This window comes from Flavobacterium algicola (assembly GCF_022399565.1).
Classification (GTDB): Bacteria; Bacteroidota; Bacteroidia; order Flavobacteriales; family Flavobacteriaceae; genus Flavobacterium; species Flavobacterium algicola.
The window spans coordinates 156,298-178,873 of the sequence record NZ_JAJTUT010000002.1; the positions used below are offsets into that span (position 1 = coordinate 156,298).

The 22,576-nt window shown below is 35.6% G+C and carries 11 protein-coding genes; all 11 read left to right on the forward strand.

The features are described from left to right. The first annotated feature begins 452 nt into the window (after nt 1-452). The 11 genes from LXH21_RS07575 to LXH21_RS07625 all read left to right on the forward strand — a co-directional run bounded on the left by LXH21_RS07575 (nt 453) and on the right by LXH21_RS07625 (nt 22,568). Nucleotides 453-2,246: an alpha-L-fucosidase gene (locus LXH21_RS07575; RefSeq protein ID WP_239864177.1), complete on the forward strand. Its 1,794-nt coding sequence runs from the start codon at nt 453-455 to the stop codon at nt 2,244-2,246. Between the two features lie 228 nt (nt 2,247-2,474). Beyond that, on the forward strand, nt 2,475-5,435 hold the full coding sequence (locus LXH21_RS07580) for a SusC/RagA family TonB-linked outer membrane protein (RefSeq protein ID WP_239864178.1): 2,961 nt from the start codon (nt 2,475-2,477) through the stop codon (nt 5,433-5,435). Nucleotides 5,436-5,463: 28 nt separating this feature from the next. Further along, entirely contained in the window at nt 5,464-7,032 is a 1,569-nt protein-coding gene (locus LXH21_RS07585) for a RagB/SusD family nutrient uptake outer membrane protein (protein ID WP_239864187.1), read from the forward strand. Nucleotides 7,033-7,229: 197 nt separating this feature from the next. Continuing rightward, nucleotides 7,230-9,098, forward strand: coding sequence for an alpha-L-fucosidase (locus LXH21_RS07590; RefSeq protein WP_239864189.1), 1,869 nt, complete (start codon nt 7,230-7,232; stop codon nt 9,096-9,098). A gap of 149 nt (nt 9,099-9,247) precedes the next feature. Then, complete coding sequence (locus tag LXH21_RS07595) at nt 9,248-10,762, forward strand: sulfatase-like hydrolase/transferase (RefSeq protein WP_239864191.1); 1,515 nt, start codon at nt 9,248-9,250, stop codon at nt 10,760-10,762. A gap of 98 nt (nt 10,763-10,860) precedes the next feature. Next, nucleotides 10,861-13,239, forward strand: a complete 2,379-nt coding sequence (locus LXH21_RS07600; protein WP_239864193.1) for a PDZ domain-containing protein — start codon at nt 10,861-10,863, stop codon at nt 13,237-13,239. Nucleotides 13,240-13,260: 21 nt separating this feature from the next. Beyond that, nucleotides 13,261-14,883 (forward strand): family 43 glycosylhydrolase, encoded by a 1,623-nt coding sequence (locus LXH21_RS07605; protein WP_239864195.1) that lies wholly within the window; start codon nt 13,261-13,263, stop codon nt 14,881-14,883. Nucleotides 14,884-15,192: 309 nt separating this feature from the next. After that, entirely contained in the window at nt 15,193-16,620 is a 1,428-nt protein-coding gene (locus LXH21_RS07610) for a glycoside hydrolase family 30 protein (protein ID WP_239864197.1), read from the forward strand. Nucleotides 16,621-16,656: 36 nt separating this feature from the next. After that, entirely contained in the window at nt 16,657-18,096 is a 1,440-nt protein-coding gene (locus tag LXH21_RS07615) for an alpha-L-fucosidase (protein WP_239864199.1), read from the forward strand. A 440-nt stretch (nt 18,097-18,536) separates the two neighbouring features. Next, nucleotides 18,537-19,631 carry an alpha/beta hydrolase fold domain-containing protein gene (locus tag LXH21_RS07620; protein WP_239864201.1) on the forward strand — a complete coding sequence of 365 codons (1,095 nt, stop codon included), beginning with the start codon at nt 18,537-18,539 and terminating at the stop codon, nt 19,629-19,631. A 171-nt stretch (nt 19,632-19,802) separates the two neighbouring features. Continuing rightward, on the forward strand, nt 19,803-22,568 hold the full coding sequence (locus LXH21_RS07625) for a T9SS type A sorting domain-containing protein (protein WP_239864203.1): 2,766 nt from the start codon (nt 19,803-19,805) through the stop codon (nt 22,566-22,568). Nucleotides 22,569-22,576: the final 8 nt, after the last annotated feature.

Consider the following 22,576-nt stretch of genomic DNA (forward strand, 5'->3'; position numbering starts at 1 on the left):
TTTAAAACCTGGTAATGCCATTGCTCTAATCAACCTGATTGAATTCAGCAATAAAAAAGCATGACGCGAGGAAGCCTCTTTAGCTCATGTGGGTGCATATTTGCATTAACCATTAAAAATCAATTTCGTATCTAAATTATCGATACGTTGAGTGATTCTTATAAAAACTTTTAACTATTAACTGACCCTTCGCAATATTGTTTGTCGTTCATCAATCTGATAGCGCAAACAGTTAATTGCTATGATATTAGAAAGACAGTTGTCGTAAAAGGACTTTACCTAAGAAGAACTTATAATATCGTAAATAAGACTTAATAGTTCGTATAAGTTTTATAATTCACAAAGACATTGATTTTTAAACTGGAATTTGCTCTAGAGATTAAACTAGTGCAAGTATAGTTACCCTTTTAAAAGTGGTTGGTTCCTAGTTCTAAATAAAAAAAATAAATCATATGTTTAAAAAAAGCAATGAACTTTTATCCGTAATCGCAGTACTGTTTTTTACGATTGCCTCCTTTTCTCAAGAGAAAAAAGACAATCAACAAAGCATGGATAAAATGTGGGGAGAAGCTTCTGTGTCTGGCGATGCCTTAAAAAACGGTAAAGCAAAACTATTTGATCAAAGTAATTTTGGAATGTTTATACATTGGGGATTATTTTCAAAGTTGGGAGGACAATGGAAAGGAAAAACGTATTACGGTATTGGCGAATGGATTATGAATCCTAGAGTAGCCGACATTCCTGCAAAGGAATATATGGAAATAGCTAATGATTTTAATCCTACCGATTTTGATGCAAAAGCGATAGCAAAGTTGGCAAAGGATGCTGGAATGAAATACATAATCATTACAAGTAAACATCATGAAGGCTTTGCGATGTTTGACTCCAAAGTTGATGATTTTAATATCGTTAAAGCAACTCCTTTTAAACGCGATCCAATGAAAGAGCTTTCTAAGGCCTGCCACGATTTGGGATTGGGATTTGGATTTTACTATTCTCATAATCAAGACTGGACAACACCAGGAGGAAGCGGTGGCCCTACAAAGAATGAAAATGGCAGTACGGCAACTTTTGAAGATTATTTCTATAAAAAATGCAAACCTCAGATTAAAGAAATTTGCACAAATTACGGAGATATCGACTTTATATGGTTTGACACTCCAGGAGGAATGAAGAAAAACTTAGTAATAGAATTGGCAGATTTGGTAAAAGAGCTGCAACCCAATGCAATGTTATGCAGCCGAGTAGGATATGGCCTAGGCGATTATATAAGCCATGGGGATATGGAAGTGCCTCTAAAAAACTTAGACGTTTTATGGGAAAGCTGTGATACAAACAATGATTCATGGTCTTATGCTTGGTACGACAATAATTTTAAAGGTCCAAAAGAAATATTGAGTCGATTGATATCTACAGTGGGTCGTGGCGGAACCTATTTGTTTAATATTGGTCCTGATGGAAATGGAAAAGTGCCTGAAACAGGAGTACAATTTTTAGAAGAAGCAGGAAAATGGATAAAAAAGTACCCTCAAGTTATCTATGGCGCGGGTAGTTCACCATGGGGACATGCACAGGCATGGGGTGATGTCACGACGCAAGGAAATTCTTTATTCCTTTCGGTTTTTAATTGGCCACAAGATGGAAAATTATATTTACCTGGTCTAGAAAGTGAAATTGCATCGGCTAAGATTATTGGTGGAGGCGATAGTAAAGAATTAAAATATGATAAAAAAAATAATTGGACTGTATTCAATGTACCTTATAAAGTGCCAGATGCTCCTGTTTCAGTTATCGAAATCAAATTAAAAAGCACGGTCAAGGTAGATACTACTCAAGCAATTTATCCAAACATAACTTCGGATCTTTTAACTGAATTTGCAGCGGTGAAGTCAGCGGAGAAAAAGTCAATTCGTTGGATGGAAAAATTTGGAGAATGGAAGAAAACAACGCAGGTAAGCCAGTGGAAAAAGGATGGTACGGCTACATGGACTGTAAATGTTTTACAACCTGGAAAATATTATTTGCATTTAAATTACTCAGGTGAAGATCGTCTAGTTTGGAAAACGATTACCGACGAGGGAATTATGGTTCAAAATCAGCAAGCCGCCACAGAAAAGTACGATAGCTATCCGATGGGGATATTAGAATTTAAAACCGCTGGAAAACATACTATTACGGTATCATTGGTGGAAGGTAATTCAGAAACTTCAAGTTTAAAGTCGGTTATAATTGAACCAATTTACTAAACTAAAAATTCACTTTTAGCTCATGCAATTTGAAATAACAAAAAGCATAGCCTACCTTGTTGAACGGCAGCAAGGCTTATATTAAAATTTGAATTAATACGTATAAAACTAAATAACAATAATGAATGAAAATAAAACATTAAAGTCTAAAAAAGAATAATTATAAAAGGAGAAAATTTTAGAGTTACTGTAAAAAGGAAGATAACTAATCACTAAACTAACCAAATTATGAAGAAAATTTTAACATTATTTATTATAATGATATCGCTATCTGTATTTGCTCAAAAAAGAGCAATAACGGGAACAGTAAAAGATGCGGCTGGTATGCCTTTACCAGGTGTTTCACTGATTGTAAAAGGCACCAATATAGGTTCACAAACAGACCTTGATGGTAACTATACTATTATGGCAGAAAGTAAGAATGCATTAATATTTACTTTTATTGGTATGAAAACAAAATCAGTACCAGTCGGGAATAAAGCCATTATTAATGTAAGTATGGAGGAGGATGCAGCGACGCTAGATGAAGTTGTGGTCATTGGATACGGAACGGTTAAGAAAAAAGATTTAACAGGTTCGGTTTCCACAATTGATACCGATGAAGCTTTTGTAGCTCCTGTAGCAAATGTGCAAAATGCAATGCAAGGTAGAGCTTCGGGTGTTCAAGTGGTCTCTAACAATGGTAGTCCAGGAGCAGCCCCAGAAATTATTATTCGTGGTGGAAACTCTATAACAGGTGGTAACGACCCTTTATATGTTATCGATGGGTTTGTCGGTGCGGGAAATCTTTCGTCGATTGACCCCAATGACATTGAATCAATGCAAGTTTTAAAAGATGCTTCTTCTACTGCAATTTATGGTGCGAGAGGAACAAATGGTGTTATCTTGATTACTACCAAAAAAGGTAAAAAAGGTAAGGCAGTTGTAAACTTTAGAACTTCGAGTGGAATACAATTTTTATCGAAAAGAATAGATGTTCAAAATAGTAGTGAACTGGCATCATGGCTAAATGATATCACTACTGATCAAGCGAATTTGCCATACGATTTGGATAATCTTCCCGGAGGAGATGTAAATTGGCAAGACGTATTGATTCGACCTGCAGTGATATCAGATTATCAACTATCTGCATCTGGTGGAAATGATAATGCTCAATATTATATTTCTGGAGGATACTTAAATCAGGACGGTATCGTAAAAGGTTCAAGTTTTGAAAGATTTAATTTTAGAACAAATATTGATGTAAAATTATCTAAAACTTTTAAAGTAGGAGCAAATGTTTTATTGTCAAGAACTAATAACGATAACGATGATGTCTCCTTTCAACAGTTATTAAGAGAAGATCCATCAAAGCCAATTTATAACGAGGATGGCAGTTATTATGTAGGTGATAGTCCTATCTTAGGGACAAGAACAGATCATTTGTTGGCTAATGCCGAATTAAATCAAGACGATACACATCTTAATAAAATTTTTGTAAATACATACATTCAAGCTAGTTTGTTTGATGGATTAGTGCTCAAGTCAACTTTTAACGGAGATTTCCTTTTTAGTAAGCGTAATCAGTTTACACCTTCGACAAACCCATCAAAGATTAATAATAACAATCAATTAGCGTCTGGATCTGTAATAACATTTAATGATTCTGATTTTTTAAATGAGAACACATTAGATTATAGTAGAAGGTTTGGAGATCATTCCTTTAACATCTTAGCAGCAGCAACATTTCAAACTCATAATAGAGAAACTACCAATGTAAGTGCAAGCAATATACCAAGTGATGGTGTGGGTATTAATGCTCTTCAACTAGCACCGGCAGAATATGTAAATGTATCCTCTGCCTATACAGACAACAGTTTGGTTGGTTTCTTAGGAAGAATCAATTATACTTTAAAAGATAGATACTTGTTTACTGCATCTGTGCGAAGAGATGGTTCTTCTCGATTAGGACTTAATAATAGATATGAAAACTTTCCATCTGCGGCAATTGGTTGGAAGATTAACGAAGAACCTTTTATGGAGAATGTTAATTTCGTTGATAATCTGAAATTAAGATTGAGCTATGGTAAAACGGGGAATCAAGGAGCTAATCCTTATGTAACAATAGCCAACGTAGGTATTGTCAATAATACAATTCTTGTAAATGGTGTACGTGTTCCAGGGGTAACTCAAGGAAATTTAGCAAAACCAGATTTGGGTTGGGAAATTACAAATCAATACGATGCCGGACTTGAATTTTCGTTATTTAAATCTAGACTTTCAGCAGAAATAGATGTGTATTACAAAAAAACAGAAGATTTATTGCTAAATGAACCTCAAGTGTCCTTTACGGGATATGATACGCAATTAGCCAATGTAGGTTCGGTTGAAAATAGAGGTATTGATTTCACATTAAATGCTGTGCTTGTAAGAACAAAAGATTTTCAATGGGATGCCTCTTTAAATATTTCTCATTATGAAAATAAGGTATTAGACTTAGGACGTAATACCTATATTGAAACAAAAAGATTAACTGCTCCAGCAAATGATCGTAGTGGTGAAATACGAGTTGGACAACCAATCGGAATTTTTGTAGGAGCTCTTTATGAAGGTTTTGACCCAGCGACTGGAACTGCAATATTTAAAGATATAAGCGGGCCGAATGGAGTTCCTGATGGTGTGTATTCTGCAGAATATGACGATACTATAATTGGTAACGCCAACCCTGATATCTACGGTGGATTTCAATCTAACTTTAAATACAAAAACTTTAATCTTCAAGTATTTTTCACTTACAGTTTAGGAAATGAGAATTACAATGAGGAAGCTTTTCGTGCGATAGAAACGACAACCAATAGTTATGCGTCAATTCGTAATAACATGTGGACCGTAAACAATCAAACAGACGCGCTTTATCCTGGCTTTGATATTTATAATTATAACAAATCGAGTAGTCTTTACGTACAAGATGCGAGTTACTTAAGACTTGGAACGTTGCAATTAGGATACACTCTGCCAAAAGGGACAATCAAAGGATTTAGTAAATTAAGAACGTACGTTACAGGAACCAATTTGTTTATTTTAAAATCTAAAGACTATTGGGGCTTTGATCCCGATGTAAGTACAGGAGGGGCACTAGCGAGAGGATATGACGCCATTGCTTATCCAAAAAATACTTCGGTTGTTTTTGGAGTTGATATGACATTTTAATTCAGGTTTAACTATTAAAAATAAAAAGATGAAAAATAAATATATAGTTATAATGTTAGTTGCTATAGCATGTAATTTTACGATTAGCTGCGAGAATTTTTTAGACGAAGATCCAAAGGGATTATTAACACCAGAAACTTTTTTCAGAAACGAAGAAGAGGCCACTATGGCTTTGAATCAACTTAATGAAGAGAGTGTATATGATGCCGGATTTCTCAATCACTTAGGTACGGATGTGGGAGTATCGGGTAGAAGTGTATTAGCAGCAGCACATTATATTGGTGCTTACGTATACGATTCAAATACGAACCAGGTGATAAATACTTGGGGAACTAATTACACTGTAATTAGAGATGCCAATTTATTTTTGGCAAGTATTGAGAATTCACCTTTAACGGATCAAGTAAAAGGTAATATTTTGGGTCAAATACTTTTTTTTAGAGCTAATACTTATTTACAATTAGTTATTCAGTATGGTGACATTCCTTACTGGAGAGATGAATTGGTGGATATCGAAAAAATTTCTCTCCTAGGAAAGACAGATAGTAGGGTTATCATAAGTGAAATGATTGATGATCTAGATCTAGCTATTTCATCTGGTTATATGTCTACTGATAGATGGAATCAAAATGATGGAAGACCAACTGTATGGGCGGCAAGAATGTTAAAAGCGTATTGTCATGTATGGCTTGCACAGTACGATGCAAGTGAGTGGGCAAAAGCGCGTACAGAATTACTAACAATTACTACAACATCTCCTCATGGAACGGTATTAGGACCCTACGCTGATATGTTTAGAGGAGGTAATGAATACCACAATGAAATCATTTTTGGAAAACAATTCCTTGCCAATGTAAAAGGTAGTATTATAAATTCTACAGCTCGCGCTAATACTGCAGCTGAAAATGCAAATACCAGAACAGCTATGTCGCAATTAGACATTACTAATGGATCAGCACCTTATACCTTAAGAAAAAGTTTTGCCAACACTTTTGCTAGCACAGATACTAGAAAAATTTATAATGTTTGGGAGTCACATACTTTAACAAACGGAACGGTTGCCAAATTTAATTGGATTTATATTCCAAAATTTGTTCGTGCGGCTGTACCAGTAAGTGATCCTTTATTGTCAGTTTCAGAAGCTAGTAATCAATCCAGTTCTCCTGCTCGTTTATTTGTGTTGTCTGATGCTTATTTATTACTTTCAGAAGCGGAGTTCATGATAGGTGGTTCTTCAACAGCGGCACTAGCAGCAATTAATAAAGTTCGTACAAGAGCTAATTTACCAAATTTAACTACGATGACCTTAAAAGATATTCAAAATGAACGCTCTTGGGAATTGGTTGGAGAAGGTTATTGGGGACGTAAAAAAGATTTAATTCGTTGGGGAATCTTAGAATCTACAGTGATAGGGATACCAGCTCTAGAAAAAGCTGCAGGTGCTACCACTACAGCCTTAACTCGTGCACAAGACGAAGCAGATATTATCTCTGCAGCACCTCTAGGAAAATTTAGAGTGTATCCAATTCCACTTGCTGAAATCCAAAAAAGTCAGGACATTGGAGGAGCTTTGACACAAAATCCTTTATGGGAGTAAACCAATATAAAATTTGAATTTAGTTTGTTTTTTTTAGTAGTTAGTTGATAAATGTGTTGGGTGTCGTACCCAATGCATTTATCTTTTTTAAGCCGGTTCGTATCGAATTAATGCAACAAGTAGAATAAGAGATACGAACCTATTTTAAAGAAAATATAGGTTGAGACTAAAAAATTAAGTTAGTAAAAGAAGGTGTGATGAAAAGTAAAAAATTTTATTTATTGTTGTCGGTAGTACTATTTTCAACGTCATTGTTATACGCACAAAATACAAAACCAAAACAACTCTCTAATGAGGATTTGATGAGTTGGTTTCGTGAAGGAAGGTTTGGCATGTTCATTCATTTTGGAGCTTCTACATCCGAAGATTTTTTAAAAGAAGGAAACGCCGAAAGTAAAAAAGAAATCTACGAAGCATCTGTAAAAAACTTTAATCCTGTTGATTTTGATGCCAAAGAATGGGTGCGTATCGCCAAAGATGCAGGTATGAGATACATTGTATTTACTTCGAAACATCATGATGGATTTTGCAAATGGGATTCAAAACTAACCGATTGGGATGTTGTAGATCAAACGCCTTTCAAAAGAGATATTATTGCAGAATTAGCTACAGCTTGTAAGGAAGCCGGGATTGAATTAGGTTTTTACTATTCCATTGGTGACTGGCATCATCCAGAATATGATGCGGCTTATAGTAATCGTAGCGGATTTCACTTTGATCCAAATCCCAAGGCAGATATCACGAAATACATGGAATACATGTACGGACAAATTAAGGAATTATGTGAAAACTATCAACCCAAATTATTTTGGTTTGATGGATCATCTGGTTTTCGAAATCCCAACCGCAAACGATTATTGGGGCAGCAAGAAATGGTAGATTTGCTCAATTCGTATGGCGCTATTTCAAATAGTCGTTTAGGAGATGATGATGCACTAAAATACGTAAATTATCTTTCTATGGGAGATAATATGACTCCTTCTGCCAATATAGGAATGGATTTTGAATCGGCTCAAACAATGAATGATTCTTGGCATTTTGATCCAAAAGATACCAATTGGAAATCTGCGAAGTTGATGCTAGAAAAACTTATTGATATAGCCGGTAAAGGCGGTAATTATTTACTGAATGTTGGTCCGAATAGCAAAGGTGTAATCCCGGAAGAATCTCAAACACGTTTAAAGGTGATTGGTGAGTGGATGGACAAAAACGGAAAAGCGATTTATGGTACACAAGCAGGCCCTTATCCGTATGATTTAAATTGGGGTTCCATCACACAACGTACGGAAGGTAATACAACAACTTTATACTTAAATGTTGTGGATTGGCCAAAAGACGGTGTTTTTAAATTGTATGGATTGAATAACAAAATCGTTGAAGCCAGTCTTCTAGCAAATGGAACCGCACTTTCTTCTGAATCAGTATACAATTCAACGGCAGCGATTAACATCATTAGTATCAAAGTACCTGAAACAGCGCCAGATCCTTACGTTTCGGTTATTGCTTTGAAAATAGAAGGAATCCCTATAATGGAACAAAATTTTTTACAACAAACTAATGGAACAGTTATTTTAGATGCGTATTGGGCTTCTATTCATGATACGGAATTTGTCCCGAATAAACCACTTCGTCCTGTAGATCAAAAAACCTTCACAGTTATCAAAAATGATAAAGGGATAATGCCAACTCGCAGAATGACCGTTGCTCTAGATAAAAAAGGCGAAGGATTGAGTTGGGATTTTAAATTGGTAAAACCTGGGACTTACAAAGTAGCGTTAATTTCGGAAGCGATTAAAGATGAAAAATGGAAAGTTGAGGGACGTATGCGAGCTACAGTCGCTGGGCAATCGGTAGAGAATGAATTGAAAGAACAAGAACGTTGGCAAAATTCAAGAATGGCAACGGAGGTGATGTCTTCAAGATCCATTTTGGGAACGGTAAAAATAAATACAGTAGGAATGCACACCCTGACACTAGAATCATTAACAGATTTTGGAGATGAAAAGCCTAATATTTGGAATGTACAACTGATTCCAACAAATAAGCCGAATAAAGGATTCGATTGACATTATGTATTTGTTTCATAACAAAGACTCAGTAACTGAAAAGATTACTTAATTTAATATTTAGTTAAACCTTTAACAAAATGTTACGTTTTAGATTAGAAGATTATAAAGTTGAGGTTTTAGAGGTAAGTATTTATAAAAATAAATAGATGAAAAATATAAAAATCGTATTGTTGATTTGGTTACTGTTTGATTTTATAGGTCATGCTCAACAACCTAATATTGTTTATTTAATGACCGATGACCAACGTTGGGATAATTTTGGTTGCTATGGAAGAACGGAGTTTAAAACGGATAACATAGACCAACTAGCAAAAGAAGGAGTTGTTTTTGACAGAGCCTATTATGCTATCGCAATTTGTATGCCTAGTCGAGCTACGATAATGTCTGGTCGTTATGATTCCAATCACAATGTGGACTTTTCGTATCCAAACAACCTTACTTTCTCAAAGGCAGATTTTAAGGACACTTATCCCGCTCAATTAAAACAATCAGGGTATCGTACAGGGTTTATTGGTAAGTTTGGTTTTCCAGTAACTGACGAAGCTTACCGTGCCACAGGTGGCGTTTCGGGCTATGATATGCAAAAAAATCTCGGAGAATATTTTGATTATTTTGCTGGTAACGGCGTGCATTTTAACGGAGGTTTTAAAATGTGGCCAAAGGATGCAGCATTGGAAAAGATTTATGATACGCTTAGACCGCCCAATGAAAGAACATTAAAAACAGGAGACGCTATGATTCATTTTTTGGAAACGCAACCTAAAGACAAACCATTTTGTTTATCAGTTAGTTTTTATGCGGTAAAAAATGATAAAGATGAAGATATGTATCCTCCTCATGTAAAGGTTTTTGAGAATTATAACTTTAGTGTACCAGAAAATTGGGTGCAAGGAAAAAACACGAAACTACCTGAATTACTCGACAATTGGAGAGGAGTGCCACTGCACAAAGCAAGAACATCTACTCCTGAATTATATCAAAAATTAGTAAGGCGGTTTGCTACTCAAGGTTATACAGTTGACCTGCAAGTAGGTAGATTAGTTGCCAAACTAAAAGAAATGGGGATTCTTAACAACACGATAATTATTTACACGAGTGATAACGGTCGTTTTCATGGTTCACACGGATTATATGATAAATCAATTCTCTATGATGAATCAGTAAAACAGCCATTAATAGTTTATGATGGTCGTAAAAATAAAAAAGATCAGGGTTATAGAGAAAATGCATTTGTATCATCAGTAGATATTGCGCCTACCATTTTGTCTTTTGCAGGTATTGCCATTCCAGCCAAGATGCAAGGAAATAGTTTTAAAGGAATATTAGATAAAACGCAAAACAGAGATCTTTGGCAAAAATCGGTTTATTCAGAAAGTGTTTTTATTACCAATTTACATTCCAAAGCAAATATTCCTGATTTTGAGAAAGCAAATCAAGATATAATTAAGGCTAATAAATCGTATCGATCTAGGGGAATGAGAGATGACAAGTATAAATACATAATTTACTATGAACATAATCCCGTAATTGAAGAATTATATGAGGTAGAAAAAGATCCTTATGAGATGAATAATATAGCAAATGATAAAAACTATGCTGCCGTATTAACAAAGCTTAGGGTCGAAACTGAAAAAAAATATCAAAGTATTAAAAAATTATAGTATTCATTTTTGACCTTATGAATAAAAAAATTACGGTTTGAAGAATAAATAAACCGTTGAAATAGTAAACTAAAACCAAAAATTAAATTAAATAGCGCATGAAAAAACACTTTTTAACTTCATTTTTACTTTTAACAGGATGTTTCTTAACAACATCCTATGCTTTGGATATTTACGTAAGCCCAACGGGTTCTGATTCCAATAGCGGTAGTAAGAGCCAACCATTGGCATCAGTAGTAGCCGCTCAAATAAAAGCACGTACTTATGCTGGTAAGGAAACTGTAATTATTTATTTTGCTGATGGGGTTTATTATTTGCCAGAAACAATTGTTTTCACACCAAAGGATGGAGGAACTAAAGCACATCCAATTACCTACCGTGCCCAAAATGAAGGTAAAGCTATTTTGAGTGGAGGTACCAAACTAAAACTGAATTGGAAAACCTATCGCGATGGAATATTTCAGGCGCAAACGCCCAAAGGAGTAGTGATCGATCAAGTTTTTATTGATGGTTTAAATCAGCGTATGGCTCGTTATCCTAATTATGATGCTACTAAAAAGACGGATGCGTATCAAGGGTATGCTGCCGATGCTTTTTCAAAAGAAAGAGCAGCAGGATGGAAGCATCCTGAAGGAGGCTATATGCATGCTATGCACGCCAAACTTTGGGGTGGTTACCATTACAAGATTACTGGTAAAAAAGCAGATGGAGAACTGACTTATGAAGGTGGATGGCAAAATAATCGCCAAATGGGTATGCATACAACCTTTCGTATGGTCGAAAATATCTTTGAAGAACTCGATGCACCTGGAGAATGGTTTCATGATGAAAAAGCACAACTATTGTACTATAAACCAGAATCAACAACCAATTTAGATAAGGCTACTGTGGAGGTGGTGCGACTAAAACAATTGATTGATTTTCAAGGTTCAATTAAAGAGCCTGTTAAATTTATCAACTTACAAGGTTTTGTGGTACGCCACGCTGCCCGAACTTTTATGGAAACTAAAGAACCGATGGTGCGTTCCGATTGGACGATCTTCCGTGGAGGTGCTTTTATGTTAACGGGTACTGAAGATGTTCAGATTGTGGATTGTGAGTTTGATCAAGTGGGAGGAAATGCCATTTTTGTAAATAATTATAATCGTCGAACGCTAGTAAAAGGGAATTATATTCATCACACAGGTGCGAGTGGAATTTGTTTTGTTGGGGATCCTAATGCGCTGCGCGACCCTTTGTTTGAATATGGAGAGACCAATCAATTTGCAAAATTAGACCGTACTCCAGGACCGAAAACCGAAAATTATCCAGCCAATGGAACTGTTGAAGATTGTTTGATTCATAACGTAGGAACTGTGGAACGTCAACCAGCGGGAGTTGAGATTGAGATGGCTATGGAAATAACCGTTAGAGATTGTTCTATTTATGATTGTGCTCGTTCTGGAATAAATATTGGAGATGGCGCATTTGGAGGACATTTGATTGAACGTTGCGATGTATTTAACACCGTATTAGAAACACACGATCATGGTTCGTTCAATTCATGGGGACGTGATCGATACTGGAAAGTAAAAGGTTTAGATTTAGACAAATATCCTGAATTGCCTTTTGCTGATGCTATGAAAACTACCATTATTCGTGACAGCCGTTGGCGTTGTAATCATGGTTGGGACATTGATTTGGATGATGGTTCTACAAACTATGATATTTATAATAATTTAATGCTTTCAGGTGGATTAAAATTAAGAGAAGGTTTTAGAAGACGTGCTTGGAATAATATAACGGTGAATAATACTTTCCATCCCCATGTTTGGTATGAGAATAGTAATGACGAAGTGTTCTCTAATATTTTTATGTTTAAATACCTAGGAGCTAACACGCCAACTGCTGAGAAAAACGGAAAAAGAGTGGATAGTAATCTTATTTTTGATGGAGAGCTAACACAAGAATTTGGTTGGGACGAACATTCTATCGTAGGAGACCCTATGTTTATTGATCCAGCTAAAGGAGATTTCCGAGTGAAAGAAGGTTCTCCTGCCTTTAAAATAGGTTTTAAAAACTTCCCAATGGATCAGTTTGGAGTGAAAAAGCCATCGCTTAAAGCCATTGCAAAAACACCAGTTATCCCTGCATTAGGCGTTTCTGAAGAACTCCAAAAGAAAGGTAAATCGAAAAGGAATAAAAAAGCTGTGGCAACAACTTGGATGGGAGCTACAATAAGCGGTCTTTCAGGAATGGAATTTTCGGCCTATGGAGTTGCTAAAGAAGATGGAGGTGTGGTGTTGAAAAAAATAACTAAAGATTCTCAGTTAGAAAAATCAGGCTTTTTAGAGGAAGATCTTATTTTAAGTGTAAATGGACTTAAAGTTGCAAATGAAGCACTATTCATGAAGGTGATGAACGGAATAAAATCGGGTGTGGTTAAGTTCAAAGTCGTTCGGGAACAAAAAGAAATGGAAATCAAGATGACTTTATAATTAGTTTTAAAAATAAAGTAAATGCATATACTTAAAATAATATTGGTATTAATTGTAGCACCATTCACTTTCATTAAAGCACAGAATAGACGTTCGAATCCCATTGTTAGTCATATGTTCACTGCTGATCCATCAGCGCATGTGTGGCAAGACGGCCGTTTGTATGTGTATCCATCCACTGACGTCGCTCCTGCAAAGGGATACTCTACTATGGATGGCTATCATGTGTTTTCTACAGATGATATGATTACGTGGAAAGATCATGGTGAAATTTTACATTCGAGACAGGTGGACTGGGGACGTGAAGAGGGCGGTTTTATGTGGGCGCCTGACTGTGCGTATAGAAATGGAATGTACTACTTCTTTTTTCCACACAAAAACAAAGAAGATGTATGGGAGATAGGGGTAGCGACGAGTAAAAATCCCGCTTCGGGCTTTAAAGTCCAAGGATATATCAAAGGAGGAAATGCATTTTGTGATCCCTGTGTTTTTATTGACGAAAATGGTGAAGCTTATTTATATGCAGTTAAAGGTGCCAAAACGTATGCGGCTAAGCTCAAAGAAAATTTGATGGAAGTGGATGGCGAAATGAAATTGCAGACTGGTCTTGAAGGTCTTCGAGAAGGGCCGTTTGTTTTTAAACGCAAAGGGAAATATTATTTAATGTATCCCGATGATTTTCCAAAGTTTAACAAAATGCGTTACGCTATGAGTGATAATCCATTAGGACCTTGGGAACCAAAAGGTGTTTTTTTAGGGAGCACCGATGTAATTACAACTCATGGTTCGGTAGTAGCGTATAAAGACCAATGGTACATTTTTTACCATAACGGAAATTTATCTGGAGGAATAGGTCCTAATCGTTCGATTTGTTTTGATCCAATTTCGTTTAATGCTGATGGAACGATCAATGGGGTCGAGCAAACTTTAGGGGTACAATTGCCCACTTTTCATAAAGCCATTAATTTTAATGAAATGATGGGAACAGTGGAACCGGGAAATTACAATGAGACCGATTTAAAAAAATACGGTATCGTACCCGATGAAATTGCTTCAATTCAAATTCCAGAGGGATATCTTGTCGAATGTTTTGAAAAAGATAATTTTAGAGGGAAATCATGGATTTTTGAGGAAGATCGAATCGATTTGAAAGCGATTGGCTGTAATGGCACAATCCATTCGATGAAAATTTCTAAGTTAAAAATGGAGAATCTCGTTAAAAATCCATCATTCGAACTAGCTACTCAAAAGCAACTGAAATTTTGGTTAACGAAATCTCCAAAATCGTATGAGCAATTCTTAGATTCTTCCGCACAAGGATATTATTCGTTACGATATGAAAGCAATAAAAGCGAAAAAGAAATGGTTCAAAATGTCGAAATAAAGCCAAATACAAATTACGAACTTAATGTCAAAATGAAAATAGATTCGGGCACAACGGGTACGTCAGTTTTTGATACCAATGGTAGTTTTGTTACCAGCTGTACGTTTGAATTGGATGCCACGACAAAAGCAGGAGAATGGGTTGAATTTAAAGGAGTTTTCAATAGTGGGGATACCTCCAAAGTACAGTTGCGATGTATGACTTCTGCAGATTTTAAAGGAGTTTGCTATTGGGACGATGTTGTTTTAAAAGTGAAATAATAATTTTATAAGTGAAGCATTTTATTAATCTGAATATATCATATTCGATTCAAGCAATATTAAGCTGCTACATCTATGAAAATCTGCGTGAAAAATTTAGCATGGAGATTCGGTAGATTTTCGCTGATACACATCCAGATTTGCATCTACTTAAAACAAGTTATCTGTGTCACCCAGGTTCCGACAATTGAGGAAGAAATGATCTTAGTAAAGTCTCCAAAAACAATTTTTTAAAGATTTAAAAAAAACAGAATAAAAACTGCGCTATATACCATGGCAGTGGAAATAAACAAATTAAATTATTACAAAATGAAAATAAATAAAATACAATTGTTAGCGATCTTTTTAACCTCTTTTTTAGGGGTTCAAGTCGTCCTTGCGCAGACTTCATGGAAATTTAAAAAAGCAAAACTTAGTTATGTGGATTTATCAGATGGTGCACAAATAACTGCACAACCTATAAAAACAGAAAATGTAAAGTTGAAAAAAATTAAAAATGTGGATGCTGCCATAACAATCAATTTGAAAAGTGTTGTCAATGCAAATTTAAGCGGAGTTGGTGGGGCATTCAATGAGCAAGGTGGTGAAGCTTTCATGGCATTGTCAGAGGCAGATCGTAACGCATTTACAACAACTCTTTTTAACCCCAAAAATGGAGCTGGATTGACTTTTTGTCGCACGGCCATAGGTTCTTCAGATTTTGGATTAAGTGCTTACAGTTACAGTGAAGTGGCTGATGATTTTGAAATGAAGCATTTTTCAATCGAACGAGATACCAAAACGGTAATTCCTTTTATTCTAGCGGCCAAAGTAGAAAATCCAGATTTGAAAATGTTTGCATCTCCATGGAGTCCTCCGGCTTGGATGAAGGTATCAGGGAAAATGGATGGTGGAAAAGGAAATGATTCTATAAATGTGTTGAAGGTAAACCCAGCAATATATAAAGCCTACGCCTTGTATTTTTCGAAATACATTCAAGAATATGCAAAACAGGGCGTGGTAATTAATAGGGTGCACATTCAAAATGAAACCGATATGAATCCACCCTATCCAGGATGCGATATGTCTCCAAAACAAATGGCTGAATTAGTTTCGAAATATATTTTACCTCAATTTCAAAAAGATGGCATTAAGACAGAAATTTGGGCTGGTACTTTTAGAGGAAAAAGATCTGATGCTCAAAATTTTATGAAATTAGAAGGAGCTAAGGATGTCGTTGGAGTAGGGCTACAATATTGCAAACCTGAAGTTTTGAAAGAGCTTAGAACAAATTATCCAAACTTGAATATGATGCATACCGAAGGCGCTTGTTTTAACGGGAAAAACTCTATGGATCAAGCACGTAAGCGTTTTTCAGAGATGGCAGACTGGTTTAATGGTGGTTCTGAGAATTATTGTTATTGGAATATGGTGCTGAATGAAACTAGTAGTAGCGCTTGGAACTGGAAACAAAACAGCCTTGTAACGATTGATCGAAATACCAAATCAATAACATATAATCCCGATTATGCACCCGTGGCATTATTAGGTCAATACATTCGACCAGGAGATCAATCCATGAAAGTGGACACACCAGAAGGTATTTTTGCAATTGCTGTTCGTAATTCAGATCGTTTGGTTGTTTTTGTCGAAAATAAAGAAACTTTAGTGAAAAAACAACAACTTAAATTAGATGGGAAATTTTACACAGCAGAAATACCTGCTCAAAGTGTATGTGCTTTGGTTTTTGAAAAGTAACAATATATTATGCGCATTAACTCTTAAAAAAGAAAGATGAACAAAATAATTGTGAACCTATTGCTTATTTCAATCAGCATATTGCATGCGCAAGATCACGCAAAAAAAGAAACGGCAAAAGAAGTGAAAATTGAACAAACTTTTGAATATCGTTTTGCCCAAGATTTAAAGCAAACTCCAGATTCGGAAGCGCGATTGAATCAATGGTATAAAGACGCTAAGTTTGGAGCTTTTATTCATTTTGGGGTCTATTCGACGTTAGAAGGCGAGTACAAAGGCCGTGGTTCTGAGCACCGCTACAGCGAATGGATTCAGGTTTCGGCCAAAATTCCTGCCAGTGAATACTATGAAGTAGCTTCTCGATTTAATCCATCTGAGTTTAATGCCGAAGAATGGGTTAAAGTGTTTAAAAATGCAGGAATGCGTTATGTAGTGCTGACATCCAAACATCACGATGGTTTTGCTATGTTTAAGTCCAATGTAAGCAATTATAATATAGTTGATGCTACGCCTTTTAAACGCGATGTCGTAAAGGAATTGAGTGAGGCCTGTCATCGCAATGGTCTAAAATTTGGAGTCTACTATTCCCATGCACAAGATTGGGATAACCCAAATGCGCCATTGCTAAATAACAAAGCCTCTATTTTTGACTTGCACCCAGAATTGCCGACGAATTTTAAAGCCGATTTTGATAAATATATTAAAGAAAAAAGTCTTCCACAGGTCGAAGAACTGGTTAAAAATTATGATATAGATCTGATTTGGTTTGATACACCTGCACAAATGACTTATGAACGTGCCAAATTGTTTTCTGATATGGTACAAAAATACAGACCGAATTGCCTAATCAATTCGAGAATCATTCATAACGGTAAAAGCAAAATAGAAGCTGCCAATCTACCGCTGTTTGACTATGTTTCAATTGGTGATAAAGAGGTACCTACAAAAAAATTACCACTTTATGTAGAATCTCCCGACTGTGTCAGTTCGTCTTTTGGATATAAAACGAAGGGAAATGTTTATTATCATACCGAAAAAGAAATGATAAATCGTATGGTTCACACCGTTTGTACAGGCGGAAATTATCTTTTGAATAATGGTCCGATGGGTAACGGGGCCTTAGATCCAGAAGCGATTCGACTGTATGGCGTTATTGGTGACTGGATGAAAATGAATGGAGAATCGATAATTGCTACTCTTCCTAATCCCTTTGCTAGTAGACCAGTTTGGGGAGATGTTTCGACAAATAAAAATGGAGATGTATTGTATTTGCATGTTCTAGAAGTTCCAAAATCAGGGATAGTTAACCTTCCCGATTTATCCGTAGAAGTAGAATCTGCAAATTATTTGGCTAGTGATAAAACTGTAATTTTTAAGCAGGATGGAAAGAAGGTAAAATTAATAGTTAGTAAGGATGATTCTAATGTTGTAGATCTTGTAATAAAAATTATGTTGAAAGGACCAGTAGAAAAGTAATCAAATTGTAGTTCCCTGCCAAGGAATAATGATAAATTTTAATTTAAAAAAATAACCTTTTTGTGTTATAGTTTTTAATAATCAAATAACTACTTGTTGAATAAAATTTTTAATACAAAAATCATTATTTCACTCTATAACTATTTTATTTAAATACTACATATTTTTCTTACTACTGCAAGAAAAAAACGTATGATGAATTAGAGCAACACTTCAATGTTAAGCCTTTAAATTCGGGTAAATGAGTTACTCAAATCAACCTGATTGAATTCAGCAATAAAAAAGAACGACGTGAGTAAGTCTGTTGAGGTATTGCTGTCGGATATTTGTGTACCCTACAATTTTCAATTTTCTGTTTTGCTAACAAGAGTTTGTTACCAGCAAAAAAATGTTAGGAAATAATTTAAGATAGCATTGAAGAATTATAAAAAATTACCACGATGAAGAAGTATATAAGATGTTTTTTATGTATTGGTTATGCAGCATTCTCGCAGGCGCAAACACCTCCTGAAATAGTGGTATCCAAAAATGAATTTGTAAAATTAGACAGCAATAGAGATGGAACTTTAGATAGAGATGAATTGTCACAAACATGGACTCAAATTAAATCTTACGATACGGATAATAATGGAAAGCTAACGCTTGAAGAATTTTCAAAATATGAAATTCCGTACCTGCATACAAAAGGAGAAATTCAAATGAATGTAAAGTACAAAAAAACCAAAGAGGAGGATTTATACTTAGATATTTACTATCCAGCTGATAAATTGCCAAACAAAAAATATCCTATTATGCTTTACACCCATGGAGGTGGTTGGTTTAATGGAAGTAAGGAAAACATAACCAAAGCACCTGTAGAGGCTCCTTTTCTCAAACTGGTGGAACAAGGTTTTGCAGTAGTTTCGATTAATTACCGCCTTACAAAACAAAAGTCGGTTTTGATGAGGGATTGTGTAATAGATGCTATGGATGCAGTACGTTATTTGTCAAAAAATAGTGAATCCTTAGGATTAGATGCTAATCGAGTATTTGTCTTAGGCGATTCTGCTGGAGGGCACTTAGCTCAAATGATTACACTCGCAGATCCTAAATTATTTGCAGGGGATAAAGATCTAGCAGCCTATCAGTATAAAGTTATTGCGGCTGTTTCATGGTACGGTCCTTCAGATTTTACTGAAAAAAAATTCTTTGAAACGGCAGATACGACAAAAGTAGCGGATCGTTTTAGTTCGAGAATTACAAAAACTGAAACGAATAAAGAAAAAATAGCAACGTTGTACAAGGAGATGAGCCCCGTGTTTTATTTGACAAAAAAGAGTCCACCATTGTTTATGATGGCTGCTGATAACGATACTACAATCCCGGTAATTCATGCATATCACATGAAGAAGAAAGCAGATGAAATTGGCGCAAATGTAGAAATGTTTATTGTTAAAAATGCTGGACATAATTGGAGAAAAGCGGGAGGAGAAATTGAACCAACTCTCGAAGTAATAACCCAAAAGACAGTCGACTTTTTTCTTAAATACAAATAGAAAAAAGGAAATGATACTATTGAGAATAAAGAGTTAAATAGAAACTGACCATTCTATCTTATTTTCATAATGCCGAAATGACATAGATTAGTTGACCACTTTTCTATTTAAAATTTTATGGAGTAGTTTTTTACTCCAACTATAAACTATAACTAACCAATCAACCAAATTATGATGAAAACTGTACAAATTATTGTGTCAAATTTTAAAAATATCATACCCTATATAGTAGTGTGTATGCTATTGATTACTACAAAAGTAAATGCTCAAAGCCAAGTTCCAGATCCAAATCAAGGACTTAGAGCTGACTGGATGCGAGGTTCTTTAGGATTACTCTGGTTGCCCGAAAATAATTATAACGGAAGCATAGAAAGAATATCTATTGATGAATTTTTAACTCAAATTAAACCGCTTAAAACTGTCGATTTTGTACAAGTTGGTCTTGCCAGTCCTTATATTTATTCTCCAGTACATACAGCACCACATCCAATTCTTGAAAGTTTATGGCAAGGAGATCTTGATGGTAACGGCGATCCCATCAATTTAGTTGTGCCACGCGCTTCAGCACCAGATCCTTTTTTAAGTTGGATAAAAGCCATTAAAGCGGCAGGTTTAAAAACTGAAGTCTATGTGAACTCTTGTAATTTGTTACAATGGGAAGCTTTTGGCAGTGCTCCAGACGCATTCCCTGACTTTTCTGATCGTTGGAAAGAATATTGCGATACAGACCCAACAATGCAAGCCTTCATCAACAGCAAGTCTTATCATAAAGATGGTGTTCATGATGACCGTCGTCCTTATATGTTTTGTTATGCCGAGTTTATCCTTAAAGATTATGCTGTTCGTTACGGAGATTTAATTGACGCTTGGTGTTTTGATGCGGCGCATGTTAATATGGGAGGGGCTGGAGATGATTACAGTTCTGGTGATGTCAATACGCAAAGAATATTCCAAGCTTTCGCTGATGCAGTTCATGCAGGAAACCCTAATGCAGCCGTAACATTTAATAACGGAATTGGTGATAGAGATAGCGATCCGTTCATACCTTATGCAACACCTTCTCTTTTTGAGGACTATAAATTTGGACACCCTTTTGGAGGAGCAGGAAATATGGTGGAGCCTAGAGATCCTTTGTATACAGTAAATTTTGGTATCTGCGAATATATGAGAGACAACAACGGGCTTCCATACGCCAATGATGATATTGCCTGGAATGATAATGTTGTGGCTCACTTTTTCCCAAAACAAAGCACAACATCTTGGAATGATGGCGGAACGCCTTGTTTAACTGATGAAGAATTTGTAGAATGGAACAATGTTGGGTTAATTAATGCTGGTTCAATTACTTGGGGTACTCCGTTGATAAACACCAATTTACAGAATTCTCCCAATTTAATATTGCAATCTTACGCATTAGCCCAATTACAATTAGTGGATACTAATCTTAGTGAATTCCAATTTCCAGGAGCACCAAACTGGGCCAGACAATACACTATTTTACCATCTGTTTATATAGGGCAAACTTACTCTCATACGCTAGTTGAAGGTGTAGATTTTTGGGATCCAGAAGCAGTAGGTGTTACAGAGATTTTTGCTGAAGGAAGTTTTCCTTCTTGGTTAACGGTTACTCAAACAGAACCAGGAGTTTGGACCTTAAGCGGAACACCTACAGAAACTGTCGCAACAGATTATGCTTTTGAATTAAAGGCTGAGGACGCTGATGGAGCAACCAATAGAGCAGTAAATTTAAAAGTATTAGAACATCCTGAGGGTTTCACAAATACAACAAATGGAACTCCCGTATGGAAAACAGATCCAATGATTCTGTCCAACGCCATAGCTGATAATAATTACGAAATTTATTTACAGCCAAATGTTGATTTTTATGATTTTGAAGGTGATAAATTAACAATCACAAAAACTACGGGAGCAGATTGGTTAACAGTAACAGAAATTTCAGATGGGATTTATTATTTAAGCGGTACCCCAGCACTATCAGATATTGGTGAAAATATTTTTACATTTAATCTTAGTGATGGTGTCCAATCCTCTAATGCGTCAATTAAGATAACTGTCGATCAAGACCCAACTACAGCACATTTAATAGATGTACAAATCATAGCGACGCCGACTACCGACTATGGTATTGATAAAGTTGCCAAAATGATTTCGGATACTCAGACGGCACCTGATGGATTAGCAACATTCAAAATCTCTATTGAAGTTACTCCTTCAGCAGGACGAGGTGTTCGATCTGGCCTAGGTGGAGGAACTGCAACTGCATCATCATGGGGAATAGGAAATACACCAGATGCCGATGCAAAATCGATTAATGACGTGATTTTTACAGGAAGTGAAGATGAATGGGTAGAAAGTATTACTAATATTCAGATTATTGATTTTAACGCTAATGGAGGATCTCTAACTACAGACAATATCTCAACCTATTTTAAATCCATTGCTATTGTAAATGCACAATCTACAAGAGACAATGTATCACTTAAGATAGGAGAACTTACCTTCTCTCAGGGAAAATTAGCAGCGCAAAATGTTATTTTGAATTTGATGGATGCAACAGGAGTTGAGAATATAACAAATTTTGCAATAGGAACAGGAAATCTTGAAGCCACAAATAAATGGTCTGTAGAAGGCATTACTGTGACAGTTAGTTTTAAAGATGCGACGCTAGGTACATTTAATCCTATTTTAGATAATAGTACATCATTAATTGTGTATCCAAATCCAGCAACAGATTACCTATTGTTAAATTATGCTATTCATGCTGCACAAATTATCAACATGACGGGTAAAATTGTGAAAGTACATGCGGCTGAAAGTAAAAAGTTGGATGTTTCTAATTTGCCAACTGGAATCTATATCTTAAAGGGTAGTAACGAAGAAGGTAAAACGGTTATCAAGAGATTTATTAAGAATTAAATAAATTA

Excerpts from the sequence above, each read along its gene's own strand:
- LXH21_RS07575 (WP_239864177.1), top strand. The coding sequence starts at position 453 with ATGTTTAAAAAAAGCAATGAACTTTTATCCGTAATCGCAGTACTGTTT.
- LXH21_RS07580 (WP_239864178.1), top strand. The coding sequence starts at position 2,475 with ATGAAGAAAATTTTAACATTATTTATTATAATGATATCGCTATCTGTA.
- LXH21_RS07585 (WP_239864187.1), top strand. The coding sequence starts at position 5,464 with ATGAAAAATAAATATATAGTTATAATGTTAGTTGCTATAGCATGTAAT.
- LXH21_RS07590 (WP_239864189.1), top strand. The coding sequence starts at position 7,230 with ATGAAAAGTAAAAAATTTTATTTATTGTTGTCGGTAGTACTATTTTCA.
- LXH21_RS07595 (WP_239864191.1), top strand. The coding sequence starts at position 9,248 with ATGAAAAATATAAAAATCGTATTGTTGATTTGGTTACTGTTTGATTTT.
- LXH21_RS07600 (WP_239864193.1), top strand. The coding sequence starts at position 10,861 with ATGAAAAAACACTTTTTAACTTCATTTTTACTTTTAACAGGATGTTTC.
- LXH21_RS07605 (WP_239864195.1), top strand. The coding sequence starts at position 13,261 with ATGCATATACTTAAAATAATATTGGTATTAATTGTAGCACCATTCACT.
- LXH21_RS07610 (WP_239864197.1), top strand. The coding sequence starts at position 15,193 with ATGAAAATAAATAAAATACAATTGTTAGCGATCTTTTTAACCTCTTTT.
- LXH21_RS07615 (WP_239864199.1), top strand. The coding sequence starts at position 16,657 with ATGAACAAAATAATTGTGAACCTATTGCTTATTTCAATCAGCATATTG.
- LXH21_RS07620 (WP_239864201.1), top strand. The coding sequence starts at position 18,537 with ATGAAGAAGTATATAAGATGTTTTTTATGTATTGGTTATGCAGCATTC.
- LXH21_RS07625 (WP_239864203.1), top strand. The coding sequence starts at position 19,803 with ATGATGAAAACTGTACAAATTATTGTGTCAAATTTTAAAAATATCATA.